Raw genomic sequence first — 14245 nt, 5'->3', positions numbered from 1 at the left:
CTGACAATGTTGAGTTTTTAGCAGGAGCCTGTCCATGCCTGAGTCACCCTATGTCATGCTCTCTGTGGATGCCGCGCTGCGCCTGGTCCTGGCGCACGCGCCGCGGTTGACGCCGGTGCGCCTGCCCCTGCGTGCCCTGGGCGGTCGCGCCCTGGCGGAAGACATCGTGTCGGCCGAGGCCATACCGCCGTTTGCCGCCGCGGCCAAAGATGGCTATGCCGTCATCGCGGCCGACGGGCCAGGCTGGCGACGTCTGGTTGGCGAACAGATGGCCGGTTACGTGGGCAACGAACGGGTGACGCCGGGCGCCGTGGTGCGCATTACCACAGGCGCCCCCCTTCCGCCCGGCGCCGACGCCGTGGTGATGGTTGAGCAGACACAGGAGCAGGCTGGCCTGGTTGAGATCCAGACCGGCGTGGCGCCCCTGGCCGATGTGCGGCCGCCCGGCATTGACCTGGGGGTGGGTCAGCGCGTGCTCAGCCAGGGGCAACGCCTCGGCCCGGCTGAGATCGGCCTGCTGGCGAGCCTGGGCCTGCCCGACGCGCTTGTTTTCCCCGCGCCACGCGTCGCGGTCCTCTCCACCGGTGATGAACTGCGCTCACCGGGCGAGACCCTGGCGCCCGGTCAGATTCGCGACAGCAACCGTTTTAGTTTGATGGCAGCCGTTCAGGAAGCCGGCGGTGAGCCGCTCGACCTGGGCATTGCACGCGACCGCCAGGGGGACCTGGAAGCGTGTATTCGTGATGGCCTGCTCGCGGCCGACACCCTGGTGACCTCCGGCGGGGTCTCGATGGGCCAGCTCGATCTGCTGAAGCCGCTGCTGGAGATGCAGGGCACGGTCCATTTTGGGCGGGTCAACATGAAGCCGGGCAAGCCACTCACATTTGCCACCATTGCCGACAAGCCGGTGTTTGCCCTGCCCGGCTTTCCGGTCTCGTCGCTGGTAGCTTTCGAGCTGTTCGTGCGCCCAGCCCTCTTGCAGATGCAGGGACGCGCCGACCTGGCTCGCCTACAAGTGGCGGTGCGGCTGACTCATGCGGTGCATCATGATCCCCAGCGTTGGGAATTTGTGCGAGCCGTGGTGCGCCGCGAGGGGGACGCGCTGATTGCCACCACCACCGGCTCACAAAGTTCGGGCCGCCTGTTGTCCATGGTGGGCGCCAATGCTCTGCTGCAACTGGCGCCGGCCGGCAATGGTATACTGCCGGCCGGCGCGCTGGTGAGCGCGCTGTTGCTCAACTCCAATAGCCCCCGTTAGCCTTCCCCCCTCATTTTCCCCCCCTCATTTTCCGTCTTTTCCCCAGTCGAAGGACATCTTATGCCAGTTTGGCCTGATCTACGTAAAGTGATCGAACAACTGCGCGAGCTGGACGTTGGCGCGCTGCGTGGCGCAGCCGAAACCCCGCCGCGAGTCGTGGTGTTGGGCGCGGCCAACAGGCTGCGCGATGGCGTGATCGCCGCGCTACTGCAGGGGCCAGGCGGGCCGCTGCCGGCGCAGGCGTCCCTGGAGACGTTGAACTGGCCGGCGCTGCCCGAAGCCCTGGCGCCCTTGCGCGAGGCCGAACTGGTTCTGCTGTTGCCCAGCCCGGCGGCTTCCACGCGGCAGGTGGAGCAGGAGCTGATTGCGCGCTTGCAGCAGCGCCAGGTGGCCGTGGCGGTCATCAGGGAGTCGGGCGCCGAAGATGGCTGGTTCGGCGCGCCAGTGGTGCGCTTCGACGTGGCCCAGCCAGATGCATTTGGCCGGCAGATGGCCCTCGGTCTGGCAGCCACCGTGCCCATCGAGCGCTGGCCGGCCCTGGGGCGCCATCTACCCGGATTGCGCGATGGCCTGACCGAACGGCTGATTGCCACTACCGCCCAGAATAACGCCATTTATGCCCTGAGCACCGGGCTGGCTGAAGTGATCCCGGTCTTCGACATCCCCTTCAACGTGGCCGACATGGTCATCCTGACCAAGAACCAGGCCCTGCTGGCGTACAAGGTGGCGCTGCTCTATGGCCTCCCCGGTGAGCCGCAGCAGGCGCTGACCGAATTGGCCAGCGTGGTGGGCAGCGGGTTCTTGTGGCGACAGGTGGCGCGGCAGTTGGTGGGGCTGGTGCCGGTGTGGGGAATCATTCCCAAAACCGCAGTGGCCTATGCTGGCACCTATGTCACCGGTGAAGCGGTGCGGGTCTGGTGCGCCAGCGGGCGGCGCCTGGAACGCAAAGCTCTCAACCAACTCTATCACCAGGCGACGCTGCAGGGCAAAGCGCTGGCGCAGCGTCTCAGTCAGCGCCTGCCACAATCGCAGCGCGGGCTGACCTGGCCGAAACTGCGCCTGCCCTGGTCGCGGCGCGGCGCCTGAGCTTGGGAGGCTTTGGCATGAATCAGCCGTCGGGCGCGCCCGCGCTGTCACATCTGGACGCCGAAGGCACGGCGCGCATGGTGGACGTGGGCGCCAAACAGGAGTCGCAGCGCGAAGCCGTGGCTGCGGGTGAAGTGCGCATGGCGCCGGAGACGCTGCGCCTGCTGCGCGCCGGCAATGTGCCCAAAGGTGATGTGCTCGGCACGGCGCGCGTGGCCGGGATTTTGGCTGCCAAACGCACGGCTGAGCTGATTCCTCTGTGCCACCCGTTGCCGCTGACCTATATCGGCGTGGACTTCAGCTTCGACGAGGAGACGAGTCGCGTGCTCATTACCGCCACGGCGCGCTGTCAGGGCCAGACCGGGGTGGAAATGGAAGCGCTCACGGCCGTCAGCGTGGCGGCGCTGACCATCTACGACATGGCGAAGGCGCTGGAAAAGACGATGGTCATTGGAGAGATTCGTCTGCTGCGGAAGACGGGCGGTAGGAGTGGGGAATGGGAGAGGCCAGAGACCGGTGAAACGGGGGTTTAGTGTAGTGCCAGCATGGATGAGAACACCGTGGCGGTTCCTACGCATGGTCGTTTCGGGATGCTGAACCGCGAAGACGCCAGGAGCGCAAAGAACTTTTTTTCTTGGCGTCCTGGCGTTTTCGCGGTGGATTCCTGTTTGGTTCCGGCTTAGGACGTGCGGCGGCCAAAGAGAGAGCCGGCTGCTTCGAAGAGACCGCCCGCGGGAGCGATGCGTTTGTCATCGTTGGAGGCGACCAGGTCGGCCAGTTGGAAAATGGCGCGCGTCACGTTTTGCTTGGGGTGACTCACCACCACCGGCACACCGCGGTTGAGGCTGTACTGTACCAATTCGTGGTTAGCCGGCACTTTGACAGCGATCTTCTGATAGAGAATTTTCTCGATATCTGCCGGCTGCAGCTCATCGCTCGGGTTGAACTGATTGAGAACCACGATCAGGTTATCCAGGGTTTGGCCGTCGGACCGCGCCAGTTCCATGAGCAGCTTGGCGTTGCGACAGGTGGAAATTTCGGCCTGCACCAGCAGCACAATGACGTCGGCAATGTTGATGAACGTCTCGGTGAAGTCGTCAATCACCGCTTGCGTATCCACGATCAGGTAGTCACACATGTCTAACAGCGCACTGGCAACCTTGCGGACTGCGGCCGGTTGCACCGGCTGTGAGTCAGCCAGATGGGCAGGCGCCAGAATAACATCAACGCCGGCGCTGTGGGTTGCCATCACCGTCCGCACCAGTTCGGCGTCGAGCCGATCCACGCGTGCCAGCAGGTCCGCCAACGTTCGGGTCTGGCGCAGGTTGAGGGCCAGGTCAATATCACCCAATTGGCGGTTGCCGTCCAGGAGCATGATTTTGCGGCTGACAGTTTTGGTCAGAGCGAGCGCCAGGTTGGTGGCGGTGAAGGTGCGTCCGATGCCGCCTTTGGGGCCGCAGACGGTGATGATTTTACCGCGAGAGGCGGGGGGGGCGGCTTTGGGCTGGGTGAGGGCGCGGCGCTCCAGGAGCATGGTCACACGCACGACCATTTCACGCAGGTCAACAGGCTTGGTCAGGTACTCGTCGGCGCCGGCCTTGAGTCCCTCGATCTTGTCCGTCACCTGCGCCAGCGCGCTGAGCATGATGATGGGCAGGTGTACGAATTCCGGCTTGGCACGCAGATATTGAGCAACCTCGATGCCGTTCAGATCGGGCAGCATGACATCGAGAATGAGAAGATCAGGTTTTTCGGTTTCAGCTTTTTTGATGGCGTCGGTGCCGGTGCCGGCGGTGATAATTTCATGCCCCTCCGCCTTGAGTGCATATTCCATCAAGCGAACCAGATACGGTTCGTCGTCCACGATCAGTATTTTTGCTTTCATGGTCTGACGCTCTGAAGCCTCCATGGTTGAGTTGGTTTGGTGAATCGAGCATGATTGCAACCCTGGTTGCCAATGCCTGCAACACTAAAGACGTGACGACTACGGCAACGATACGGCTATTGTTCAAGATCGGAGACCGCGGCTGAAGCCTTCGCCGTAGTATACCGTAGCCGGGCTTGTATGACAATGTGCCGCCTGAGGTGGCCGCGTTGCCAGTTAGACGTCTCCGCAGCAGGATGGTATACTGCAAGCGGGCGCGAATTGCGCCTGTTTCCTTAGGCGGGAAAGTGAAGTCTATTCCCGCTTGCAGTATAGAATAAGCAAACCTGTGCGTGCAATCTTACGGTTATGAGGCCCATTATGCCCTACGCAGCGCCGACCGGCGCCAAAGACATTCTACCTGAAGAATGGCCCTTCTGGCGCCACATCGAACAAAACATCCAGCGCATCACCGCGCTCTACGGCTTCGAGCCGTTGGGCGTGCCGATCTTTGAATCCACGGCCCTCTTCACGCGTGGCGTCGGTGAAGGCTCCGACCTGGTGGTGCAGAAAGAGATGTACTCCTTCCAGGACAAGAGCGGCGACGAGCTGACCCTGCGGCCGGAGTTCACGGCCGGCATCATGCGCGCCTACGTCGAGAACGGCATGCATACGCGCCCGGCCCCGCTGCGCCTCTACGCGATCGGCCCCATCTTTCGCCAGGAGAAGCCGCAGGCCGGCCGCTACCGCATCCATCATCAGTTCAATGTCGAGGCACTGGGCGAGGAAGACCCGGTCATTGATGTCGAGGTGATGAGCATCGCCTGGGACTTGTACGACGCCCTGGGCTTCAAGGGCCTCTCGTTCATGATCAACAGCACCGGCTGTCGCGAGTGCCGACCGGCCTTTGTGCAGGCGCTGCGCGACTACTTCGCGCCGCTGGCTGAGCAACTGGGTGAAACCGACCGCACACGCCTGGCGCGCAACCCGCTGCGCCTGCTCGATTCCAAAGACCCGGCGATGGAGCGGCTGCTGGCTTCGGCGCCGGTGATTCATGATTTTCTGTGTGAGAGTTGTCGCACGCACTTCGCCACCCTGCGCCAGTATCTGGACCTGCTTGGGCGGCCGTACACCATCAACCCGCGGCTGGTGCGCGGGCTGGATTATTATGTCAAAACGGTGTTCGAGGTCTGGGCGCAGGACATTGGCGCGCAGGCGGCCGTCTGCGGCGGTGGGCGTTACGATGGGTTGATCGAAGCGTTGGGTGGGCCGGCCGTGCCGGGCGTCGGTTTTGGCTCCGGCATTGAGCGCATCATCCTGGCGCTGAAGGCGCAGGGCGTGCAGGCGCCGGCTCTGCCCTTGCCCCTGGTCATGCTGGTCTATCGTGGCCCGGCCGCCAAAGTGGAGGCCATCCGCCTGCTGCAGACCCTGCGCCAGGCCGGCATCGGCGCGCTGCTGCCCTACCGCGACAGCCTCAAGGCGCAACTCAAGCAGGCGGACCGGGCGCGGGCACGTTTTGCGCTGATCCTGGGCGATGACGAACTGGCCGCGGCCAGCGTCACCGTACGCGACCTGACCAGCAGCCAGCAGGTCAGCGTGCCGCGCAGTGAGGTGATTGCCTGGCTACGCGCCCACGGCGTATAGACAACCGCAAAAATTGAATTTGCCAACCCTACTGGCTGCGTTGGGGTCGGCGGCCCAGTTCTACCGCGATCTTCTGTTCCTGCCCATCACGCAGCACCGTCAGCGTCACCGTGTCACCAGGGCCTTTGTAGGTCTCCAGGTAGATCAGGAGATCGTCGAAACGCGCCACCGGCTGATCATCAATGGCCGTGATGAGATCGCCGCCGGCCATCTCCGGGCAGGTCAGCTTGTCAACCGCCTGCGAGCCGCCGCGCAGGCCGGCCTTGTCGCTCGGCCCGCCGTTGGCGACTTCATTGACATACGCGCCGCGCACTGCAGGATCAATCCCCAGCACGTCGGCGCAGAAGGGGCTGAAGGTGCTGCCGCTGATGCCCAGGTAGGCATGGCGATAGACGCCTTCGTTGATCAGCGCGGGCACCACGCGCTCGACAATGCTAATCGGAATGGAAAAACCAACGCCCGAATTGGCGCGCACGCCATTCGAAGTCTCGATCTGCGCGTTGACGCCAATCACTGCGCCGTCCATGTTGAGCAGAGGGCCACCGGAGTTGCCAGGGTTGATCGGCGCGTCGGTCTGGATCACGCTGGGAATGTTGAACTGCGTCAGCGAGGAGATGGAACGGCCAATGGCGCTCACCACCCCCACCGTCAGCGTGCCGTTATAGCCAAACGGATTGCCAATCGCGGCCACGCGCTGTCCCACCTGCACAGCGTCCATGCTGCCACGCGCCACCGGCACCAGGGCTGCCGTGGCGGGATCAACCTTCACAACCGCCAGGTCTGAATCAGGGTCGGCGCCGATCACTTCGGCCGTGGCCGACGTGCCATCTGAGAAAGTGATGCGCACCCCATCCTCGCCTTCAATCACGTGCGCATTGGTGACGATATGGCCTTCCGCGTCCCAGACGAAGCCTGATCCTTGACTGACCGGTACCAATTCATCGGGGTTCTCCGGCGTTGGAATGCCCATCCCCGGCGCCACCTGTTCGCCGGCCCGGCCCAAAACCGTGATGTTGACCACGGAAGGATTAACCCGTTCGTACAGGTTGGTCAGAAGTGCCGTTTCGATGTCTGCACCAGCCGGCGCCTGCACGGCTGTAGGCAGGACGGGCGCGGTTGGCGGGTTGGCCGGCGCCGACGGTTGCTTGGCCGGGGTCGCGGTGGCACGCGGTTGGGAGCGTGCCGGCGTCGCGGTGGCCGGCGCGACCTGGCGCGTGATCGCCGCGGTTGGCTGCAGGCCTTGTAGAAAGTCCGCCCGGTCCAGGCTTGGACGAACGGCAAACCAGGCGCCGACGGCACAGATGCAGAGCAAAAGCAATGCACCGGCCAGAACAATGATAGCAACGATCAGATTGCGTCTCGAATTCGACATGCAGATACCTCGTTTCTAAAGCAAAGATTCTGCGCAGAGTGTAACGCAGAATCACATCGGAAACAGAGCCGCGCCGCGATCAGTCGCGCCGGCGGCCGAACAAAATGTAGGCATAGTAGAGCAACGTCATAATCGCCTGCACGGCCGCTGCCACGTAGGTGAGAGCGGCGGCGTTCAACATGCGATTGACCCCATCCATCTCGCCGCGATCCAGGATATTCTCGGAGACCAGGACTTGCTTGGCGCGGCGGCTGGCATCCAGCTCGACCGGCAGGGTCACGACAGCAAAGAGGGCCACCGCTGCGAACAGGATCAAGCCAGCGAGCGCAATATAGTAGCCCAGCGAGCCTTCGACCTGGCCGCCCAGGAAGAAGCCAACCATGAAGATGATCGGGCCGAGCCAGGAGCCAAGCTGCACCGTCGGCACCATCTGTGTGCGAATTTGCAACGGCCAGTAGCCTTTGGCGTGCTGCAAGGCATGCCCGCTTTCGTGCGCGGCCACGCCAACGGCCGCAATCGAACTGTTGCGGTAGACATCGGGCGACAGGCGCAGGGTGCGGCTGCGCGGGTCATAATGATCGGTCAGCATGCCCTGCGTCTCCTCCACGGTCACGTCGAAGAGACCAAAGCTGCGCAAGATCGAGCTGGCCGCTTGCGCGCCGGTCAGGCCGCCATTGGTGCGCACCTGCGAATACTTACTGAACGCGCCTTTCACCATGGCCTGCGCAACAAGGCCCAGGATCAGCGCCGGTAATGTAAACAGGAAATAGAGTGGATTCCAAAACCACATTTTCGACTCCTTCAAGCCCCTCTGTGCTGCAAAACATGGGTCAACAAGCGCGCGTATTATATCACAGACTTGCCGGTTTCGGAAGTCGGAAAAGAATTCGCAGCAGTTCCAAATGTAGCCTGGTTTTTTACCACAGAGATCACAAAGAACGCAGAGAAGTTGCCGATTTGCGTCTGATCTGCCGTTTCTTTGTGTTCTCTGCGTTCTTTGCGGTTGAATGTGTGCTACATTTGGAACTGCTGAAGAATTCGGAAGCCTGCAAAGCAGACCTCCGAATTCTCAGAAGGTTAGACCGGCCTGAACTCGCCTTCGACTACATCTTCGTCGCTGCGCCGGTCGCCCTGGTCATAGCCGTCGGCGCCGGTTGGGCCGTGACCGTTCGTGGGACCGCCGCCAGCCTGGCTGTACATCTGCTGTGAAAGCGCATAGCTGGCCTGCTGTAGCTGCTCGCTGGCCTGGCGAATGGCGGCCGTATCCTCGCCCTCCTTCAGCTTACGCAGCGCGGTCACTTGCTCCTCGATGCGCCTCCGATCGGCAGAAGGCACCTTGTCGCCCAGATCGCGCAGCGCCTTTTCCACCGTGTAGATCAGGGCATCGGCATTGTTGCGCGCCTCGATCAGTTCCTTGCGTCGCTTGTCGGTGGTTGCATTGCGTTCCGCCTCACGCACCATGCGCTCCACATCATCCTTCTTCAGATTTGTAGAGGCCGTGATGCGGATGGATTGCTCGCTGCCCGTAGCTTTGTCCTTAGCCGCCACATGCAGGATGCCGTTCGCATCAATGTCGAAGGTCACCTCCACCTGCGGCAGACCACGCGGCGCAGGCGGCAGCCCTTCCAGGTTGAACATCCCCAGGCTGATATTGTCGCTTGCCAGGGGGCGTTCGCCCTGCAGCACGTGAATCGTCACGGCCGTTTGCCCATCCTCTGCCGTGCTGAAAACCTGACTCTTCTTGATCGGAATCGTCGAGTTGCGCTCGATGACCGGCGTCATGACGCTGCCCAGTGTCTCGACGCCCAGGCTCAGCGGCGTCACGTCGAGCAGCAGCACATCCTTGACCGCGCCGCCCAGAACGCCGCCCTGCAACGCCGCACCGATGGCAACCACCTCGTCCGGGTTGACCCCCTTGTGCGGCTCCTTGCCATTCGTCAACCTGCGCACCAGGTCCTGGATCATCGGCATACGCGTCGCGCCGCCCACCAGCACCACTTCCTTCAAGTCCTGCGCTTGCAGGCGTGCATCCTCCAGCGCCTGCTTGAACGGCTTGACGCAGCGCTCCACCAGGTCGGCCGTCAACTGTTCGAAGCGGGCACGCGTCAGGCGAATCTGCAGATGTTTTGGCCCGGCCGAGTCTGCGGTGATGAACGGCAGATTGATGTCCGTCTCCATCACGCTCGACAGTTCGATCTTGGCCTTCTCGCTCGCTTCCTTGAGACGTTGCAGCGCCTGGCGGTCCTGGCGCAGGTCAATCCCATTCTCCTTGCGAAACTCATCGGCCACATGAGCGATGATGCGCTGATCCCAATCATCGCCGCCCAAGTGGGTGTCCCCATTGGTGGACTTGACCTCGATCACGCCTTCGCCCACTTCCAGCACCGACACATCGAAGGTGCCGCCGCCCAGGTCGAAGACCAGGATCGTCTCATTGGTCTTCTTGTCCAGGCCATAGGCCAGCGCCGCGGCCGTCGGTTCATTGATGATGCGCTTGACATCGAGACCGGCAATCTTGCCGGCGTCCTTCGTGGCCTGGCGCTGTGCGTCGTTGAAATAGGCCGGCACCGTAATCACCGCCTCGGTCACCGGCTCGCCCAGGTAGGTCTCCGCGTCTGTCTTGAGCTTCTGCAGAATCATGGCCGAGATTTCCTGCGGCGTATGCGTCTTGCCGTTGATGGGCAGACGCACCCGCGCATCGCCCGCCGGGCCTTCGATGACAGGATAGGGCGCCATTTTCTGCTCGCTCTGCGTCTCCGCCACGCGGCGTCCCATAAAACGTTTGATCGAAAAAACAGTGTTTTCCGGATTTACCACCGCCTGGCGTTTGGCCGTCTGCCCAACCAGGCGCTCCCCGGTCTTAGTGAACGCCACCACCGACGGAGTGGTGCGGCCGCCCTCCGCGTTCGGGATCACCGTCACGTCGCCGCCTTCTACCACGGCAATACAAGAATTCGTCGTTCCCAGGTCAATGCCTACAATTTTTCCCATCGCTTTCCTCCACTGATGCCATGTCTATGTGAACTCAGCAACCAGCCTTTGCCTGCACCTGATTTCCGTGCTTGCATGACAAAAAGGGCACGTTGTCCGGGGGCGTGTCCAGACTACGTGCTCTATTCTAGTCGTCTTGTGTTAGATTTGCGCTAGCGCAGTGTTAGGAAAGTGTTAGAGGCGTTGACAAAGCGCGAGGCGTCGCCCAGGCCAATTCAGGCCGGATCGCCGTCAAGCCTGAAAAGGGTCAGGGCGTCGGTCGGTGCTGTCACCTGCTCCAGCCAGGTCAACCAGGTCAGGGCCTCGTCGGCAGAGTCGCGGCACATCTCTGGCATGGGGCGCAGCCGTGTGCAGACCAATGGCCGCGTGGGCAGGCCAAACAACAGGCAGCGGTTATCGGCCGTCAACTGCACACAGCGCACCCCGGCCGGCTTGCCGCTGGGCATACCAGGAATCGGGGATGAAATCGAAAGGGCGATGCAACAGGCCCCGCAACCCACGCGACAATCCATCGGTTCAGGCTTCTTCCAGGATATTGCGGTCGTCAAGAAATTCGACAGGCTCTCCGTCGGCGCCATTTTCCCACAGGAGCGAAAAAAACCAGACACCACTCTCACCAATCGTGAAACTTGCCGGCGCCCACACTCGCATCATTTGCGTGATGAATCCACCTCGGCCATCAGGGACTTCAACTTCGGCACGCGGCTCATCGAATTCTGGCTCATAGGTAACTTCCCATCCCCACATGCGGCCCTGATACGATTTGCCGCCGCGATGGAGCTGCACAGCCAGCGCCCTCACATCATCGAGATCGGGAACTGACACAGGAACAATGACAGAACGAGACCGTCCATTGCGCGAACGTGTGTTGATCGTAACAAGTGGTGTATTCATCTGAAGACTCATATCCTCTTTCGCGAAGGATGACCGGCATTGTTGTTACGTACCTTTCAACTTCCCTATTACCGAACCTCACTGCCATTCTGCAGAAAAGATTGATTCGAACCTAGAACGCACCTGTATTATATCACTGCGCTCCTGTTCCTTCAATAGCGCCTGCCAGCGCGGGCGACCGCAAGGGTGCGCCCCTACAAATTGAGAAAATACGGGAAGGAGCGTGACAGCACGGAAACAGGCATGGCCGGCCCCGATTTCGCCGCACCCGCCGGTCATGTGCTACAATTGGGGCCATGACCACGCCATACACGCGTCAACTGACTTTCGATGAACTGGCCCATGCGCCCGATCAGGGTCTCATGGTGAATGCCCCGTTTCCTGAGGAGTTCGCCAACGCGCTGGCCGAAGTCGAGGCGTTCAACAAGCACCTCTTTCGCCCCAACACCTATTTGCACAAATGGTGGGCGCGGCGCTGCGGCTCCACCTTTCGCACCATCCTCAAGCAGTTCGTCAGCGACCCTCAACGCCGAGACTACTACGCGCCAGGCGGTCTGGCAGGCAAGGTCGTGCTCGACCCCATGATGGGCGGGGGAACCACGCTGCATGAGGCGCTGCGACTGGGCGCCAGTGTGATCGGCGCCGATGTTGATCCCATTCCCATTGTCCAGGCGCGCGCGTCGTTGACGCAGGCGCCGCTCAACGAACTACGCGCGGCCTTCCATGCTTTCTTTCACGATCTACACCGGTTGACCGGCTCCTATTATCAAACCGAATGTCCAGAGTGCGCACAGACGGTGGATTCGCAGTTTACCCTGTACGGTCTACGCAAGCAATGTGCTTGTGGTGACGTGGTTCAGGTTGATCAATTCGACCTGCGCCATGAGGCTGGGCGCGTGATTCGCATCTGGCCCGAAACATGGGCTGTTAGTGACGACACTGCATCGCCGGCCGGCGCAGCCAGCCCGGTGCGCCTCGTCACCAAGGACGATGCTGCTTGCACCACCTGCGGCCAGAAATACGCCGAACGGTTCGATCTGCCCTTCTACGCACGTTACGCGCCTATCGCCATTGCCGGCCAATGCCCTGAGCACGGATTCTTCTTTCGGTCGCCCGCTGAAGCCGATTTGACCAGGCTGCGGTCGGCAGACGCGTTACGCTGCCAGCTCGATTTCAGCCCGTTGTGCGCTTTCGACATTGCTCCTGGTCCAAAATCTAGTGATTTGTTGACACGCCAGGTGCGTTCCTACCTCGACCTCTTCTCGTCGCGCCAACTCCTCTACCTGTATCATGCCGTCCGACTGGTGCAGGGCTATCGAGATGTCGTCAGACTCAATCTGGCCCTGTTGATCTCGACCTCGCTTGAGTTCAACGCCATGCTGTGCGGTTACAAAGGTTGGTTCAAGAACCGGCCGGGCGCAATTCGCCATGTGTTTGGTCTGCATGCCTATGTGTTTCAATACACGGCGGCCGAGAACAATCCGGTCAATGGACGGCGAGCCTCGGGAAATCTGCAGGCCCTCTTTCGTGACCGCATCGAGCGCGGGCGACAATGGGCGCTGGCGCCTGTCGAACGCAAATTGGACGCCAATCGTCAATGGCAGCAGGTCAAAATCGTGGGCGAAGTAGATGGCGGCATCGAAGTAACAGACGAGTCATCCCTGCAGAACAGCGAGCAAGCATTCTGGCTGATCCACGGCGACTCACGCCGCCTGCCCCTAAAAGATCACGGGGTGGACCTGATTGTCACCGACCCTCCCTATTACGACAGTGTTCAGTACAGCGACCTGGCGGCCTTTTTTCGCGTCTGGCTGGCGCGGCTGCTGCCAACCGAAGCCAATTGGACTTACGACACAGCCCACAGCGCAGTGGCATCAACGGCAGCCAATGGGGACACCAGTTTCATGGCAATTCTGGGCGGCATTCTGCGTGAATGCGCTCGCGTCCTCAAACCAGGGACCGGTCGGCTGGTTTTCACGTTTCATCACTGGGACCCCAACGCCTGGGCGGAGCTGACCCTGGCTCTACGTCAGGCTGGATTTTGCCTCGTCAACGCACACGTGGTGTTTTCCGAAAATCCTATCTCCGCACACATCGCCAATCTCAACGCGCTCAAACACGATACCATTCTCACCTTTACGCTGCGCACCGATTCCACACCGGCACACTGGCCCCCCCTGACTCAGATAGATACCCTCGACAGCGAGACGTTCTGTCGCGGCTGCAGCGCGGCCATCGGTTGGCTGCTGGAGCAGGACTGGTCACCCGAACAAATCAGGGCAACGTGGAGACAGCTCATTCCAAACCGGTAATTTCAATCATTACGGTACGCGTGCGACCATGGTCACCGTAGCCTGCGCCGTCGGCATGATGATGATCTCGTTGATATTGACGTGGTCGGGGCGGGTGGCGCAGTAGACGACGGCGTCCGCCACATCGTCCGGGGTCAAGGGGGTCAGTCCCTGGTAGACTTTGGCCGCACGAGTCTCGTCGCCGTGGAAGCGCACCTGGCTGAATTCTGTCTCCACCATGCCGGGGTCCACCGTACTTACCCGCACGCCCGTGCCCAGCAGGTCTATGCGCATGCCCTGCGTCAGCGCGTTCACCGCGTGTTTGGTCGCACTGTAGACATTCCCGCTCGGATAAACCTGGTGCCCGGCGATGGAACCGATGTTGATGACATGTCCAGAGCGGCGCGCCACCATGCCCGGAATGACGGCCCGGCTGACGTAGAGCAGGCCCTTGATGTTGGTGTCAATCATCTCTTCCCAATCGGCCAGCTTGCCTTCGTGCAGCTTGTCCAGCCCGCGGCTGAGGCCCGCGTTGTTGACGAGGATGTCCACGACGGCCCAGGCCGCGGGCAAACCGCCGATGGCGGCCTCGACAGCCGGCTGGTCACGCACATCCAGTTGGATCGTATGCACTTCGACCCCATGCTGGGCGTAGATGGCCGCGGCCAACTTCTGCAGCCGGTCGAGCCGCCGCGCAGCCAGCAGCAGCCGCGCCTCAAGGCCGGCGAACGCGTGTGCGCACGCCGCGCCAATGCCGCTGCTGGCGCCGGTGATGAGAACCGTCTTGCCGTTCAGTGAACGCATGATGAGACTCCTGAGTCAAGGATGATAAAACGTCTTGCGGC

Annotated in this window: 12 protein-coding genes; 5 read left to right on the top strand and 7 right to left on the bottom strand. The window is 61.8% G+C overall.

Annotated features, from left to right (window positions below; genetic code table 11):
* Positions 1-34 precede the first annotated feature (34 nt).
* The 3 genes from IPM84_12360 to moaC are packed head-to-tail and all read left to right on the top strand — an operon-like array spanning position 35 to position 2877.
* Positions 35-1258, top strand: coding sequence for a molybdopterin molybdotransferase MoeA (locus tag IPM84_12360; GenBank protein MBK9093540.1), 1224 nt, complete (start codon positions 35-37; stop codon positions 1256-1258).
* Positions 1259-1318: 60 nt separating this feature from the next.
* Positions 1319-2344, top strand: a complete 1026-nt coding sequence (locus IPM84_12355; GenBank protein ID MBK9093539.1) for a hypothetical protein — start codon at positions 1319-1321, stop codon at positions 2342-2344.
* A 17-nt stretch (positions 2345-2361) separates the two neighbouring features.
* Complete coding sequence (gene moaC, locus IPM84_12350) at positions 2362-2877, top strand: cyclic pyranopterin monophosphate synthase MoaC (GenBank protein ID MBK9093538.1); 516 nt, start codon at positions 2362-2364, stop codon at positions 2875-2877.
* Between the two features lie 146 nt (positions 2878-3023).
* On the opposite strand, the gene IPM84_12345 is transcribed toward moaC, so the two are convergent.
* The gene (locus IPM84_12345; protein MBK9093537.1) at positions 3024-4229 is read right to left on the bottom strand and encodes a response regulator; all 1206 of its coding nucleotides are present in this window, start codon (positions 4227-4229) and stop codon (positions 3024-3026) included.
* 360 nt (positions 4230-4589) lie between these two features.
* Here IPM84_12345 and IPM84_12340 point away from each other — a divergent pair, with 360 nt between their 5' ends.
* Positions 4590-5852, top strand: a complete 1263-nt coding sequence (locus IPM84_12340) for a histidine--tRNA ligase (protein MBK9093536.1) — start codon at positions 4590-4592, stop codon at positions 5850-5852.
* Positions 5853-5880: 28 nt separating this feature from the next.
* On the opposite strand, the gene IPM84_12335 is transcribed toward IPM84_12340, so the two are convergent.
* From IPM84_12335 to IPM84_12315, 5 genes are all read right to left on the bottom strand, one after another.
* Positions 5881-7224 carry a trypsin-like peptidase domain-containing protein gene (locus IPM84_12335; GenBank protein ID MBK9093535.1) on the bottom strand — a complete coding sequence of 448 codons (1344 nt, stop codon included), beginning with the start codon at positions 7222-7224 and terminating at the stop codon, positions 5881-5883.
* 79 nt (positions 7225-7303) lie between these two features.
* Positions 7304-8014 (bottom strand): zinc metallopeptidase, encoded by a 711-nt coding sequence (locus IPM84_12330; protein ID MBK9093534.1) that lies wholly within the window; start codon positions 8012-8014, stop codon positions 7304-7306.
* Positions 8015-8301: 287 nt separating this feature from the next.
* The gene (dnaK, locus tag IPM84_12325) at positions 8302-10215 is read right to left on the bottom strand and encodes a molecular chaperone DnaK (GenBank protein MBK9093533.1); all 1914 of its coding nucleotides are present in this window, start codon (positions 10213-10215) and stop codon (positions 8302-8304) included.
* Positions 10216-10430: 215 nt separating this feature from the next.
* Positions 10431-10727 carry a YkgJ family cysteine cluster protein gene (locus IPM84_12320; protein MBK9093532.1) on the bottom strand — a complete coding sequence of 99 codons (297 nt, stop codon included), beginning with the start codon at positions 10725-10727 and terminating at the stop codon, positions 10431-10433.
* A gap of 4 nt (positions 10728-10731) precedes the next feature.
* Positions 10732-11109: a hypothetical protein gene (locus IPM84_12315; protein ID MBK9093531.1), complete on the bottom strand. Its 378-nt coding sequence runs from the start codon at positions 11107-11109 to the stop codon at positions 10732-10734.
* Positions 11110-11405: 296 nt separating this feature from the next.
* On the opposite strand from IPM84_12315, the gene IPM84_12310 reads away from it, so the two are divergent.
* Positions 11406-13421: a hypothetical protein gene (locus IPM84_12310; protein MBK9093530.1), complete on the top strand. Its 2016-nt coding sequence runs from the start codon at positions 11406-11408 to the stop codon at positions 13419-13421.
* Between the two features lie 9 nt (positions 13422-13430).
* Here the strand turns inward: IPM84_12310 and IPM84_12305 are convergent, their stop codons facing one another.
* Positions 13431-14204, bottom strand: coding sequence for an SDR family NAD(P)-dependent oxidoreductase (locus IPM84_12305; protein ID MBK9093529.1), 774 nt, complete (start codon positions 14202-14204; stop codon positions 13431-13433).
* Between the last annotated feature and the right edge of the window lie 41 nt (positions 14205-14245).

The sequence above is a fragment of the Candidatus Amarolinea dominans genome (genome assembly GCA_016719785.1).
GTDB lineage: Bacteria > Chloroflexota > Anaerolineae > SSC4 > Amarolineaceae > Amarolinea > Amarolinea dominans.
The sequence above is the reverse complement of the archived record's forward strand: the minus strand, read 5'-3'. Positions and strand labels throughout refer to the sequence as shown.